The organism is Bacillus sp. MM09(2025), from assembly GCF_050496725.1.
GTDB lineage: Bacteria > Bacillota > Bacilli > Bacillales > Bacillaceae > Bacillus > Bacillus pumilus.
The window spans coordinates 361,195-373,938 of record NZ_JBNWEN010000001.1; the positions used below are offsets into that span (position 1 = coordinate 361,195).

The window sequence follows — 12,744 nt, forward strand, 5'->3', positions numbered from 1 at the left end:
ATGTCATCATTTCATGCAACAACCATCTTTGCCGTTCAACATAAAGGAAAAAGTGCGATGGCTGGCGACGGTCAAGTCACTTTCGGGCAGGCTGTCGTGATGAAACACACGGCAAAAAAAGTGCGCCGTCTTTTCGGAGGTAAGGTGCTTGCAGGTTTTGCAGGTTCAGTAGCAGATGCATTTACACTCTTTGAAAAGTTTGAAACGAAGCTTGAAGAATATGGTGGTAACTTAAAGAGGGCAGCCGTAGAACTAGCAAAAGAGTGGCGTAGTGACAAGATGCTTAGGCAGCTTGAGGCCATGCTGATCGTTATGAACAAAGACAGCATCCTGCTTGTCTCTGGTACAGGAGAGGTCATCGAACCAGATGACGGTATTTTGGCCATCGGCTCAGGCGGCAATTATGCGCTTAGCGCCGGGAGAGCACTCAAAACACATGCAGGTGATCACCTCACAGCAAGAGATATTGCAAAGGCTGCTCTTGAAACCGCCGGAGAAATCTGTGTCTACACGAACGATCAAATCACTTTGGAAGAGCTTGAATAGAAAGGACATGAGACGTATGGAGAAAAAGCCGTTCACCCCAAGAGAGATAGTTGAAAAGCTTGATCAATACATTATTGGTCAGCTTGATGCGAAAAAAGCAGTGGCGGTGGCTTTAAGAAACCGTTACAGAAGAAGCCTTTTACATGATAAGCTAAAGGATGAAGTCGTTCCGAAAAACATCTTAATGATCGGCCCAACAGGAGTGGGGAAAACAGAGATTGCCCGCAGAATTGCAAAAATTTCTGGTGCGCCTTTTATTAAAGTGGAAGCGACGAAGTTTACTGAAGTTGGTTACGTCGGCCGTGATGTAGAATCGATGGTCAGAGATCTAGTTGAGACAGCGATCAGAATTGTCAAAGAAGAAAAGATGAAAGACGTTCAAGAAGAGGCAGAAAAACAAGCAAATAAACGTCTTGTTCATTTACTTGTTCCTGGCAAGAAAAAAAGCCAGTCTGTGAAAAATCCTTTTGAGATGCTGTTTGGTGGGTCTGATGAAGATGACCGTGATCGAGATCAATCAAGTGAAGAAGTAGAACTTGAATCGACAAGAAAGCGAATCGCTCATCAGCTGGCGATGGGCGAACTTGAAGATCATTACGTCACGATCGAAGTCGAAGAGCAGCAACCATCCATGTTTGATATGCTTCAGGGCTCGGGTATGGAGCAAATGGGCATGAACATGCAGGATGCGCTTGGCAATCTGATGCCTAAAAAGAAAAAACGCAGAAAGCTGACCGTCAGAGAAGCAAGAAAGGCGTTAACAGCTGAGGAAGCTTCAAAACTGATTGACATGGATGAAGTCAGTCAAGAAGCTGTCTATAAAGCAGAGCAGCAAGGGATTATTTTTATCGACGAAATCGACAAAATCGCCAAAAGCGGTGGTGCATCATCTGCAGATGTTTCTCGTGAAGGGGTTCAACGTGATATTTTACCGATTGTAGAAGGTTCAACTGTGATGACGAAATATGGGGCAGTGAAAACAGACCATGTGCTTTTTGTAGCAGCAGGTGCATTTCATATGGCGAAACCATCAGATTTGATTCCAGAGCTTCAAGGACGCTTCCCAATTCGTGTAGAATTAGATAAATTAAGTATCGAAGACTTTGTGAAAATCTTAACGGAACCAGATAATGCATTATTAAAGCAATATAAAGCTTTACTTGAAACAGAAGGTATATCTCTTGAATTTTCTGACGATGCTATTCATAAGATTGCAGAAGTGGCTTATCATGTCAATCAGGAGACAGATAACATCGGTGCAAGAAGGCTTCATACCATACTTGAGAAGCTCCTTGAAGAGCTTTCATTTGAGGCGCCTGATATTACACTAGGGACAGTGACCATTACCCCTCAGTATGTAGAAGAGAAGCTAGGAAAGATTGCAAATAACAAAGACTTAAGTCAATTTATACTTTAACAAATGAATAAAGTAATCTAGGAGGATCATTAACATGGCGTTACTACAAAAAACAAGGATTATTAACTCAATGCTGCAAGATGCAGCGGGGAAACCAGTTAATTTTAAGGAAATGGCAGAAACATTGAGAGATGTCATTGATTCAAACATTTTCGTATTAAGCAGAAGAGGGAAGCTTCTAGGCTACTCGATCAACCAGCAGATTGAAAATCCGCGTATGAAGAAAATGCTTGAAGACCGTCAATTCCCTGAAGAATATACAAAGAGTCTATTCAACATCCCTGAAACATCTTCAAATCTTGACATTAACAGTGAGTATACAGCTTTCCCGATTGAGAACCGTGATTTATTTGAATCAGGTTTGACAACCATTGTGCCAATTATTGGAGGAGGAGATCGTTTAGGAACGTTAATCCTGTCTCGTTTGCAAGATACATTTAAAGATGATGATTTAATTCTTGCTGAATACGGTGCAACAGTTGTTGGAATGGAGATCCTTCGTGAGAAGTCAGAGGAAATCGAAGAAGAAGCAAGAAGTAAAGCAGTTGTCCAAATGGCGATTAGTTCTCTTTCATATAGTGAGCTTGAAGCCATTGAACACATCTTTGAAGAACTTGATGGCAACGAAGGGCTTCTAGTGGCAAGTAAAATTGCTGACCGTGTAGGAATCACTCGTTCAGTGATCGTGAACGCCTTACGTAAGTTAGAAAGTGCTGGCGTCATCGAATCTCGCTCTCTTGGAATGAAGGGAACGTATATCAAAGTGTTAAACAACAAATTTTTAATTGAACTTGAAAATTTAAAATCTCATTAATCAAAACCCCTTTTTAGCAGAAATACAAGCTAAAAAGGGTTTTTTTTTATAAAAAAAGAGGATTTGTCCGAAAAATGACACTCTTTTTTCCAAGAAAACCCTTACAATTCTTAGTTCTTTGAATCTAGGTCTTTGTACCTACTCGTAAAATAGATATATATTACGAGTTTTTTTTACATATACATCATAGACTTTAATCCTATTATTTCTTACAATGAACATATGGTTTTACAAATCTCGACATGATTAAATGGAATGAAATACATATGATTGGAGGTATATGGTTTTGGATATATTTTCTGGAACGATAAGCAACCTTGAGAATGCCTTGGGCAGAGCGAATGTTAAGCAAAAAGTCATAAGCAATAATATCGCGAATATAGACACACCGAACTACAAGTCGAAAAACGTCGCATTTCATGATATGCTAAACGATGCGTCGATCAAGCTAGATGCTAAAAAAACATACCAAGGTCACATTGATTTTTCTAAAACAGGGTCTAATTATTCAGTTGTTTCGAGCAACCGTACTTCATATCAAGAAAACGGAAATAATGTCGATATTGATCAAGAGATGAGTGAACTCGCTAAAAACCAAATTCAGTATAATGCGTTGGTTGAAAGAATGAGTGGAAAATTCAATTCTCTTAAAACAGTTTTGACAGGAGGTAAGTGATGTCAATTTTTTCAGGCGTTAACGCTTCGGCCTCTGCACTAACAGCACAGAGGCTCAGAATGGACGTTGTATCCTCTAACCTTGCAAATATGGATACAACAAGAGCGAAACAGGTTGATGGCAACTGGGAGCCTTATAGACGTAAGCTCGTCACCTTACAGCCGTCAGGTGAATCGTTTTCATCTATATTAAACTCAAGTATGAATTCGAGCAGTAAATTAGGAAACGGCGTGAAAGCAACGAAGATTACAGAAGACGAAACTCCATTCAACCTTCAATATGATCCTACAAATCCCGATGCCAATGAAAATGGATATGTTCAAACACCTAATGTTGATCCATTAAAGGAAATGGTTGACCTCATCAGCAGCTCAAGGTCATATGAAGCAAACGTGACCGCACTAAATGCGAATAAAAGCATGTTGATGAAAGCTTTAGAAATAGGAAAGTAAGGTGAAAAGAATTGGTTAACGCAATATCTCCTTTCCAGCTTCAAACTGCTCAGCAAGCAAGTGAATTGACAAATGCATCGTCCGTTCATGCGGCTGCACCTAAAAGTCAAACGAATTTCTCTGATGTGCTGAAGAATTCCATTGAGGCATTAAATCAATCGCAGCTGAAATCAGACCAGTATACAAATGCACTTGCACAAGGAAAAGATGTCAATCTCGATGAAGTCATGATTGCCTCGCAAAAAGCGAGTGTGACACTCACAGCTGCAACGGAGTTTCGAAATAAAGCAGTCGAAGCGTACCAAGAGATTATGAGAATGCAGATGTAGGAGGTGCTGACGGACAAAAAAAGACTGAATGGAATGACCGGGGGTTAAGATGAATCGTACTTTAATGCAATTAAGAACAAAAACAGTTGAGTTTTGGCGAAATCGATCAAAATTACAAAAAATACTTATGATTGGCGGCGTTGCTGCCCTAGCAATCATTATTACGGTTGTTAGCATCTTTGCTTCTTCTGAAAAAATGGTTCCATTGTTTAGAGACTTGTCTGAGGCAGAAGCTGGACAAATCAAACAGGAACTAGATGGCAAAAACGTTAAATCGGAACTTGCGAATAATGGAACAACGATTCTCGTTCCAGAAAAGCAGGCCGACTCTTTAAAAGTAACACTCGCATCTGAGGGTCTCCCTAAGACAGGGAATATTGACTACTCATTTTTTGCGAATAATTCCGGCTTCGGTTTAACAGATAATGAATTTGATGTTCTGAAAGTAGACGCAACCCAGACAGAACTATCCAATCTAATCAACACGATTGATGGGATTAAAGATTCAAAAGTTATGATTAACCTGCCAAAAGATTCCGTTTTTGTTGGAGAAGAGCAAAGTAATGCATCAGCATCCATTGTGCTGCAAGTTGAACGTGGCTACACGCTCTCGCCGCAGCAAGTAAAAGGCCTTTATCATCTTATTTCAAAAAGTGTGCCGAATTTAAAGACAGAAAACATTGTCATTATGGACCAAGATTCCAACTACTACGACTTAAACAGCAGTTCTGATTCCTATGCAAGTGGAATGGATGCACAGCAGCAGAAGAAAGAAGAAATTGAGAAGAACCTTCAAAGAAAAATTCAACAGCTGCTCGGAACAATGATGGGTCAAGAAAAAGTCGCTGTATCGGTCACAACAGACATTGATTTTACTGAAGAGAAAAGAAAAGAAGATCTTGTAGAACCAGTTGATAAAGAAAACATGCAAGGCATCGCTGTCAGTGCTGAAAAGATTGCTGAAACTTATTCAGGAAATGGTGCAGCAGCTGGTGGAACCGCTGGAACAGGCGACGATGATGTCACAAACTATCAAGGCGCCGATGGAGCGAATGGTAGCGGAGATTACGAAAAGAGCGAAGATCGTATCAACTATGAAGTCAACCGCATTCATAAAGATATCAAAGAGAGTCCTTATAAAATTAGAGATGTTGGCATTCAAGCATTGGTCGAACCACCAACTGCAAACGATGTGAACTCTTTAACAGCTGAAAGGCAAGATGATATTAAAAAGATTCTTTCAACGATCATTAGCACGTCAATTGATAAAGAATACACAAATGGTCAAGCGCTCACTCAAGCAGACTTAGATAACAAAATTGTTTTATCTGTATCAAAATTAGACGGTAAACAGCAAACTGCAGCAGAAAACCCATCAAACAATATTCCAATCTGGGTTTATATTGTAGGCGGTGTGCTACTACTTGCAATTATCGCTCTCATTGTTCTTCTTGTGCGTAAACGCAGAAAAGAAGAGGAAGAAGAGTTTGAGTTTGATGAACGTACACCAATCCATGTTCCTGATATTGACACTGAACCAGAAACAGAGGAAATGGTGAGGAAAAATCAGCTTGAGAAAATGGCAAAAGATAAACCAGAAGACTTTGCTAAATTGCTACGCAGCTGGCTGTCCGAGGATTAGGAGGAATACACATGTCGAGAAAAGATCCAAATCGACTAACAGGCAGACAAAAAGCAGCAATCCTAATGATTTCCTTAGGGCTAGACGTGTCAGCATCTGTATACAAACATCTGTCTGAAGACGAAATAGAAAAATTAACACTTGAAATTTCCAATGTACGAAGTGTAGATACTGCTAAAAAAGATGAAATCATCGAAGAGTTTCACAGCATCGCCATCGCGCAGGACTACATATCACAAGGCGGTCTTATGTACGCAAGACAAGTACTTGAAAAAGCACTTGGTGAGGACAAAGCGGACAGCATCTTAAACCGGTTAACATCCTCGCTTCAAGTGAAACCGTTTGATTTTGCCCGGAAGGCTGACCCAGAACAAATCTTAAACTTTATCCAGCATGAGCATCCGCAAACCATTGCGCTCATTCTTTCCTACTTAGATCCAGTCCAAGCAGGGCAGATATTATCTGAATTAGGTGAGGATGTACAAACAGAGGTTGCGAGACGTATTGCTTTAATGGACCGCACATCTCCAGAGATCATCAATGAAGTGGAACGCATTCTTGAGCAAAAGCTTTCTTCAACCTTTACGCAAGACTATACGCAAACGGGCGGAGTCGAAGCGGTTGTAGAAGTACTAAATGGTGTAGACCGTGCGACCGAGAAGACCATTTTAGACACTCTTGAAATTCAAGATCCTGAGCTTGCTGATGAGATTAAGAAACGTATGTTTGTCTTTGAAGATATTGTCACTCTTGACAGCAGAGCAATTCAGCGCGTGATCAGAGATGTTGAAAATGATGACTTATTGCTCGCACTCAAAGTGGCAAGCGAAGAGGTCAAAGAAATTGTCTTCCGCAACATGTCACAGAGAATGGTCGAAACGTTCAAAGAAGAAATGGAGTTTATGGGACCTGTCCGGCTTAGAGATGTCGAGGAAGCACAAACCCGTATTGTCAGCATCGTAAGACGACTCGAGGAAGCTGGAGAAATCGTCATAGCTAGGGGCGGAGGAGACGATATCATTGTCTAGGATTATCAAACATGAAACATCTGTTATTCCTGAGCAAGGCCGGCAAACGATTCCTTTGCAGCAAGTGGAGTTCAAAAAAGAACATCATGAAGAAGAGCTTGTCAATGAAACAGAAGCATCGCAGCTTGTACTAAGTGATGCTGAAGATCAAGCAAGCCGTATAGTAGAACAAGCAAATAATGAGCTTGAAAAAACAATGGCTGAAATCAATCAGCGCCGTGCTGATTTTGAAGAAGAAAGAATGCAGCTGATTGAAGAAACGAAACAAGCTGGTTACCAAGATGGCTTCCAAAAGGGTGAAGCAGATGCGATGAGTCAGTATCGATCAATTCTTGATCAAGCAAATGACATTGTCAGTCTTGCCAAGCAGGATTACGAAGAAAAAATTGAAAGCTCCGCAGAAAAAATTGTGGAACTGGCTTTTGAACTCGCTAAACGCGTTTGGTACTCGGCTGAGGACACGAAAGATCAATTTTTGGCTCTCGTGAAGCAGGTCATTTCTGAAGTGAAAGAATATGACGATATTTCCATCTATGTGGACCCTAAACATTACGATCATGTGATGGAGTATAAAGACGAATTAATCAGAATCCTTCAAAAGGATACACACCTTGCGATTTACTCGGATGAAAAAGCGCCAAAAGGGACTTGTTACGTAGAAACAAGCTTTGGAAAAGTGGAAGCGAGTGTTGATACCCAAATGAATCAGTTGAAAGAAAAGCTACTAGAAGTCATTGATTCAGGTGATCACAAATGAACATCGATGTGTTAAGAGAAACGATCGAAACTGCCGATCCTTATAAACGATTTGGTAAAGTCAATCGAGTTGTTGGACTGATGATTGAATCTAAGGGGCCGGAAAGTTCTATCGGAGATGTGTGTCTCATTCATAAAAAGGGGCGTAAGCACGATCCGATAAAAGCAGAGGTTGTAGGGTTTAGAGATGAACATATTCTGCTCATGCCTTATGTAGAAGCATCCAATATTTCACCAGGAAGTCTAGTTGAAGCGACAGGTGAGTCGCTGAAGGTCAAAGTTGGAACTGGCTTAATTGGCGAAGTGGTTGATGCTTTCGGTGAACCGCTGGACGGCAGTATGCTTCCAAAGGGACTTGCACCTGTTTCGACAGATCAGTCACCTCCAAACCCGATGGACAGGCCGCCTATTCGTGAAAAAATGGGCGTTGGCGTCAGAGTGATCGACAGTCTGCTTACAGTCGGCACTGGTCAGAGGATCGGTATTTTTGCCGGAAGTGGTGTTGGGAAAAGTACCTTAATGGGGATGATTGCTAAGCAGACAGAAGCAGACCTGAATGTCATTGCTCTTGTTGGAGAGCGTGGCCGTGAAGTTCGTGAGTTTATTGAAAAGGATTTAGGTACCGAGGGACTAAAGCGATCGATTGTTGTCGTCGCAACTTCTGACCAGCCTGCACTGACAAGAATGAAGGCTGCTTATACAGCAACAGCTATTGCGGAATATTTTAGAGACAGAGGAAAAAATGTCATGTTCATGATGGACTCTGTTACACGGGTCGCTATGGCACAAAGGGAAATCGGTCTTGCAACTGGTGAACCGCCAACGACAAAAGGATATACGCCTTCGGTGTTCGCTATACTGCCAAAATTACTTGAACGAACTGGAACGAATCAGCTTGGTTCCATCACAGCGTTTTATACAGTGCTTGTTGATGGGGACGATATGAATGAGCCAATCGCTGATACAGTTAGGGGAATCTTAGATGGTCACATTGTACTTGATCGTGCTTTAGCCAACAAAGGACAATTTCCCGCTGTCAATATTCTGAAAAGTATCAGCCGCGTGATGAGCAATATCGCAAGTCATGATCACAAGGAGGCGGCCAACCGGTTCCGCCAGCTTTTATCCACTTATCAAAACGCTGAAGACCTCATTAACATTGGAGCATATAAAAAAGGCTCCTCGAAAGACATTGATGATGCTATGCAGGCTTATCCTCATCTGATTTCATTTTTGAAGCAGGATGTAGAAGAGGCTGTATCTATTGAAGACAGTGTGAATGTATTGCTCGGTTTGATGAATAGAGAGGATTGACGAAAACAGTGAGATATCAATACAAATTTCAAAAGCTCTTAGAACTGAAAGAAAGTGAAAAAGACAAGTCACTCGCAGCGTACCAACAATCCGTTTCGGCATTTGAGCAAGTCGCTGAAAAGCTCTATGAAAATATGAGTAAAAAAGAATTAATGGAAAAAAGCAAAGAAGAAAAGCTGAGAAGTGGTATGAGTGTCCAAGAAATGCGTCATTATCAGCAATTTGTGACCAATTTAGATAACACGATTCAGCATTATCAGCAGCTTGTGATCATGAAACGCCATCAAATGAATGAAAAACAATCTGATTTAACTGAAAAAAACATTGAGTTTAAAAAGTTTGAAAAAATGAAAGAAAAGCAGTATGAAAAGTTTTCCCTTGAACATAAGGCCATTGAAATGAAAGAAATGGATGATATCTCTATCAGCCAATTCATGTTTCAAGGACATTAGGAGTCGAGATGAATGCCTAAGAAGGAAAAAACGAAGGAATCAAGCGGCGGTAAATTTCAATGGATCTTGTTTATTGTCATCATCCCATTGATTGTGCTTGTGTTAGTGACTGGCACAATCCTTTATATGGCAGGTTTTGATCTAAAGAAACCGCTCCAACACATTCCGGGCGTCAGCAGTTTGGTTGGTTCAGATGACACGTCAAAAACGTCATCTTCACATAATAATCAAAGCGATGCAGAATTGAAGGAACTGAAAAAGACCATTAAAGAGCAAAAAAATGAACTTGAAATTGCGCAAAAAGACTTAAAAACAAGTGATGAAGAGATTAAAAGACTGAATCAAAAAATCAGTTCACTTGAAAAAACAACTGAAAATGATGCGAATAATACGTCAGCGAGTGACAGTTCATCAAACAACAGCTCATCGAGCGATACATCAGGTAATAATGCGTCAGGAACAACTTCTGATGAGGCAGCAGCCTCTAACCAGAAACCTAAAGGGAAGATTGCCAGTATCTATGAAAGCATGGACGCAGGGAAATCCGCCAAAATTTTATCAGAATTAAGTGATAAAGAGGCCTTGAAGATCCTCGAAGAGCTGAGCAAAAATAAACTAACAGACATATTAGCAAAACTAACACCTCAGAAGGCAGCTACGTTTACGAAAGAGCTTTCTAAAAAAGAAAGTGAAAATGGGGGTGGACAATAAGTGAAGCTATTAGATATTGGAGCCTTACAGCAATCATCTCAAGGTCTCGCGGGACCAAAGGGGAGCGGAGTGGCCTCTGCAAGCGGGTTGTTTAAACAATTACTTAGCGGGGCAGGTGCACAAAGCGGTCTTGTGAATGCTGAGACAACGGGTGCCACTCTTTCCATCAATGATGCGATGCAAATCATTGAAAAATGGATGCAATCACCTGAAGAAGGTATCAACGGAGACCTTCTTAGCGCACTTCAAACACTTCAAGGTCAAACGCTTGATTCGTCTGATCTCAAGTCACTAGAAGAGCTATTTCAAAAAATGGAATCATCCATTTACGGTGATCAAGCTGATAAGCCAGCTTCTGAACATAGTGAGCAGCTCATACAAGTCCACTTTTTCATATATCAACTGCTCAATCAACAGCCGCTCAGCTTTGATGCAAAGTTAGTGCAAGATATTGAAGCAAAGGGTCAAGACTTCATTCACTTTCTTTCAAAAAATGGGGTAGATGAGAAACTGATTCAGCAAGTAAAAGAGCAGTTTTTCTCGCAGGGTTCAGCTCCAAAGCTGAATTCGATGTCTCAAAGTGAGCTGAAACACTTTAATCAGTTAATCGACCATATGATGGCGAATGCAAAAGGGACAGACAAAGAGTTGAAGATTGCTTTAGGAGAGTTAAAAGAATTGGTCTCTCCAAGACAAGAATCTACTCTTGCTACTCCTGCTAAAGGGGCTGCCTCTCTTGAATGGCTCATCAAAAAGGAAGTGGTCAAAGGGCAAAGCACTGCTGCACCTGCTTCTGAAAAAACGATCACTCATACGCTTTTGCCAGGTCATAAGCAGTTTTTTCAACTGCAATCAGCAGCCCCTGTTCAGCAGACACAAACAACTGATGAAAAGCCGGGAACGGTTGATCAGCAAATTCTAAATACGTGGAAGCAAATGAAATTCACACCATTTGGCAACTCAAGCGGACGCTTTACAGTTCGATTAAATCCAGAAAATCTCGGATTTATCACGATTCAGCTGACGAAGCAAAATGGTATGTATGCGAGTAAGATTACTGCTTCGACACAAGCAGCAAAAGAGCTGCTAGAGCATCACCTGCCGCAGCTCAAACAGGCGCTTCCGAATATGTCGGTTCAAGTGGACCGTTTCCATATACCGCTTCAATCAAATGAACAGTCGTTATTTGGCCAATTTAACGAAGAAAACAAGCAGCAACAGTCAAAAGGGCATCATTTCCAGAATCCTGATGAACAGGAAGCAGAATTCCAAGATGTACTGGATGCTCTTATTGGATCAGATGAAGAAGAGGAGGAAATCTAATGGCAACAGTAGATGCTACGAATAGAACAGTCGCACAAACACAAACAGACACTTCTTCAAAAGCAGAAAAGAAAACAGATACGCTTGGCCGAGATCAGTTCTTGAAAATTTTGCTTACGCAGCTTCAAAACCAAGATCCGACAAACCCGATTGATGACCGTGAGTTTGTCACACAGCTTGCAACATTTTCTTCTTTAGAACAGCAAATGAATATGAATGAATCAATCACTCAAATGAATCAGATCATGTCTACATTTGTTGCACACCAAGATCCGTTTACGACATATGTAGGCTGGATTGGTAAAGAAGTAGCGGGCAAACAAGATGATAAAGACATATCTGGCACTGTCAAGTCTGTTAAAAACATAAACAATGAATACTTCCTATATTTAGAAGATGGAACGAAAATCAGCCCTTGGGACGTTACAACTGTTGGAGAAAAATCGTAAGCAAATCGAGGAGGAAAATAAATGTTACGCTCACTTTACTCAGGAATTAGCGGAATGAAAAACTTCCAAACAAAATTAGATGTTGTAGCCAATAACGTGGCCAACGTCAATACACACGGTTACAAAAAAAGCCGTATCACTTTTAAAGATATGGTCAGTCAAACCCTTGCAAGTTCTGGTGGACCTACGAACAACTCTGGTTCAATCAACTCGAAACAAGTTGGTTTAGGATCATCTTTATCTTCTATTGATAAAATCATGTCATCCGGGGCTTCTCAAAATACAGATGATCCATGGGACTTCTATATCAATGGAGATGGATTTTTCCAGATACAAAAGCAAGGTGAGACCCTATATATGAGAGCAGGGAACTTCAAGCCTGATTCTGAAGGGGACCTGGTAACACCTGATGGAAACTACCTTTTGGGAATGGATGGACAAAAGATAACGATTCCAGCGGGTATTTCAAGTGTAAGTGTTGGTCCAGATGGGACGATTTCGGTTGTTGAAAACAATGTATCAAGAACCGTTGGCCAGGTTTCACTCGTTTCGTTCCGTAACGCAGGAGGGTTAGACAAAGTTGGTGACAACCTTTACCGCCAAACGTTAAGTTCAGGTGCACCAAGTAACCCTATTGCACCTGGTGAACAAGGAACTGGTGTCATCCAAACAGGTAAACTTGAAATGTCAAACGTTGATTTAACAGATGAGTTTACTGAAATGATTATCGCACAGCGTGGATTCCAATCGAATGCAAAGACGATCACAACATCTGATGAAATTCTGCAAGAGCTTGTGAATCTGAAACGATAGGAGGTAGGGGGAGCGGATGAAC

General features: G+C 41.0%; 15 protein-coding genes. All 15 read left to right on the forward strand.

Going from position 1 to position 12,744, the window contains the following annotated elements:
* The 15 genes from hslV to flgG all read left to right on the forward strand — a co-directional run bounded on the left by hslV (nucleotide 1) and on the right by flgG (nucleotide 12,722).
* On the forward strand, nucleotides 1-546 hold the full coding sequence (gene hslV, locus ACQYAC_RS01890) for an ATP-dependent protease subunit HslV (protein WP_003211247.1): 546 nt from the start codon (nucleotides 1-3) through the stop codon (nucleotides 544-546).
* Between the two features lie 16 nt (nucleotides 547-562).
* On the forward strand, nucleotides 563-1,963 hold the full coding sequence (hslU, locus tag ACQYAC_RS01895) for an HslU--HslV peptidase ATPase subunit (protein ID WP_003211907.1): 1,401 nt from the start codon (nucleotides 563-565) through the stop codon (nucleotides 1,961-1,963).
* Nucleotides 1,964-1,997: 34 nt separating this feature from the next.
* Complete coding sequence (gene codY, locus ACQYAC_RS01900) at nucleotides 1,998-2,777, forward strand: GTP-sensing pleiotropic transcriptional regulator CodY (protein ID WP_003210838.1); 780 nt, start codon at nucleotides 1,998-2,000, stop codon at nucleotides 2,775-2,777.
* Between the two features lie 286 nt (nucleotides 2,778-3,063).
* Nucleotides 3,064-3,453: a flagellar basal body rod protein FlgB gene (flgB, locus tag ACQYAC_RS01905; protein WP_012009952.1), complete on the forward strand. Its 390-nt coding sequence runs from the start codon at nucleotides 3,064-3,066 to the stop codon at nucleotides 3,451-3,453.
* Complete coding sequence (gene flgC / locus ACQYAC_RS01910) at nucleotides 3,453-3,905, forward strand: flagellar basal body rod protein FlgC (RefSeq protein ID WP_058013998.1); 453 nt, start codon at nucleotides 3,453-3,455, stop codon at nucleotides 3,903-3,905. The genes flgB and flgC overlap by 1 nt, the downstream gene beginning before the upstream one ends.
* 11 nt (nucleotides 3,906-3,916) lie before the next feature.
* On the forward strand, nucleotides 3,917-4,234 hold the full coding sequence (gene fliE, locus ACQYAC_RS01915; protein ID WP_058013997.1) for a flagellar hook-basal body complex protein FliE: 318 nt from the start codon (nucleotides 3,917-3,919) through the stop codon (nucleotides 4,232-4,234).
* A gap of 49 nt (nucleotides 4,235-4,283) precedes the next feature.
* Nucleotides 4,284-5,876 (forward strand): flagellar basal-body MS-ring/collar protein FliF, encoded by a 1,593-nt coding sequence (gene fliF, locus ACQYAC_RS01920; protein ID WP_058013996.1) that lies wholly within the window; start codon nucleotides 4,284-4,286, stop codon nucleotides 5,874-5,876.
* A gap of 11 nt (nucleotides 5,877-5,887) precedes the next feature.
* On the forward strand, nucleotides 5,888-6,904 hold the full coding sequence (fliG, locus tag ACQYAC_RS01925; RefSeq protein WP_012009955.1) for a flagellar motor switch protein FliG: 1,017 nt from the start codon (nucleotides 5,888-5,890) through the stop codon (nucleotides 6,902-6,904).
* Nucleotides 6,897-7,661 carry a flagellar assembly protein FliH gene (fliH, locus tag ACQYAC_RS01930; RefSeq protein ID WP_429942614.1) on the forward strand — a complete coding sequence of 255 codons (765 nt, stop codon included), beginning with the start codon at nucleotides 6,897-6,899 and terminating at the stop codon, nucleotides 7,659-7,661. The genes fliG and fliH overlap by 8 nt, the downstream gene beginning before the upstream one ends.
* The gene (fliI, locus tag ACQYAC_RS01935) at nucleotides 7,658-8,974 is read left to right on the forward strand and encodes a flagellar protein export ATPase FliI (protein WP_058013994.1); all 1,317 of its coding nucleotides are present in this window, start codon (nucleotides 7,658-7,660) and stop codon (nucleotides 8,972-8,974) included. The genes fliH and fliI overlap by 4 nt, the downstream gene beginning before the upstream one ends.
* An 8-nt stretch (nucleotides 8,975-8,982) precedes the next feature.
* On the forward strand, nucleotides 8,983-9,426 hold the full coding sequence (gene fliJ, locus ACQYAC_RS01940) for a flagellar export protein FliJ (RefSeq protein WP_034620036.1): 444 nt from the start codon (nucleotides 8,983-8,985) through the stop codon (nucleotides 9,424-9,426).
* Nucleotides 9,427-9,438: 12 nt separating this feature from the next.
* On the forward strand, nucleotides 9,439-10,137 hold the full coding sequence (locus tag ACQYAC_RS01945; RefSeq protein ID WP_058013993.1) for a MotE family protein: 699 nt from the start codon (nucleotides 9,439-9,441) through the stop codon (nucleotides 10,135-10,137).
* The gene (locus tag ACQYAC_RS01950; RefSeq protein WP_429942615.1) at nucleotides 10,138-11,460 is read left to right on the forward strand and encodes a flagellar hook-length control protein FliK; all 1,323 of its coding nucleotides are present in this window, start codon (nucleotides 10,138-10,140) and stop codon (nucleotides 11,458-11,460) included.
* Nucleotides 11,460-11,909 carry a flagellar hook assembly protein FlgD gene (gene flgD / locus ACQYAC_RS01955; protein ID WP_144462052.1) on the forward strand — a complete coding sequence of 150 codons (450 nt, stop codon included), beginning with the start codon at nucleotides 11,460-11,462 and terminating at the stop codon, nucleotides 11,907-11,909. The genes ACQYAC_RS01950 and flgD overlap by 1 nt, the downstream gene beginning before the upstream one ends.
* 21 nt (nucleotides 11,910-11,930) lie before the next feature.
* Complete coding sequence (flgG, locus tag ACQYAC_RS01960; protein WP_429942616.1) at nucleotides 11,931-12,722, forward strand: flagellar basal body rod protein FlgG; 792 nt, start codon at nucleotides 11,931-11,933, stop codon at nucleotides 12,720-12,722.
* Nucleotides 12,723-12,744: the final 22 nt, after the last annotated feature.

Bases quoted from the DNA above. Each gene is read 5' to 3' on its own strand.
- hslU (WP_003211907.1), top strand. From the start codon at position 563: ATGGAGAAAAAGCCGTTCACCCCAAGAGAGATAGTTGAAAAGCTTGAT.
- hslV (WP_003211247.1), top strand. From the start codon at position 1: ATGTCATCATTTCATGCAACAACCATCTTTGCCGTTCAACATAAAGGA.
- flgC (WP_058013998.1), top strand. From the start codon at position 3,453: ATGTCAATTTTTTCAGGCGTTAACGCTTCGGCCTCTGCACTAACAGCA.
- ACQYAC_RS01945 (WP_058013993.1), top strand. From the start codon at position 9,439: ATGCCTAAGAAGGAAAAAACGAAGGAATCAAGCGGCGGTAAATTTCAA.
- flgG (WP_429942616.1), top strand. From the start codon at position 11,931: ATGTTACGCTCACTTTACTCAGGAATTAGCGGAATGAAAAACTTCCAA.
- fliF (WP_058013996.1), top strand. From the start codon at position 4,284: ATGAATCGTACTTTAATGCAATTAAGAACAAAAACAGTTGAGTTTTGG.
- flgD (WP_144462052.1), top strand. From the start codon at position 11,460: ATGGCAACAGTAGATGCTACGAATAGAACAGTCGCACAAACACAAACA.
- codY (WP_003210838.1), top strand. From the start codon at position 1,998: ATGGCGTTACTACAAAAAACAAGGATTATTAACTCAATGCTGCAAGAT.
- fliG (WP_012009955.1), top strand. From the start codon at position 5,888: ATGTCGAGAAAAGATCCAAATCGACTAACAGGCAGACAAAAAGCAGCA.
- fliI (WP_058013994.1), top strand. From the start codon at position 7,658: ATGAACATCGATGTGTTAAGAGAAACGATCGAAACTGCCGATCCTTAT.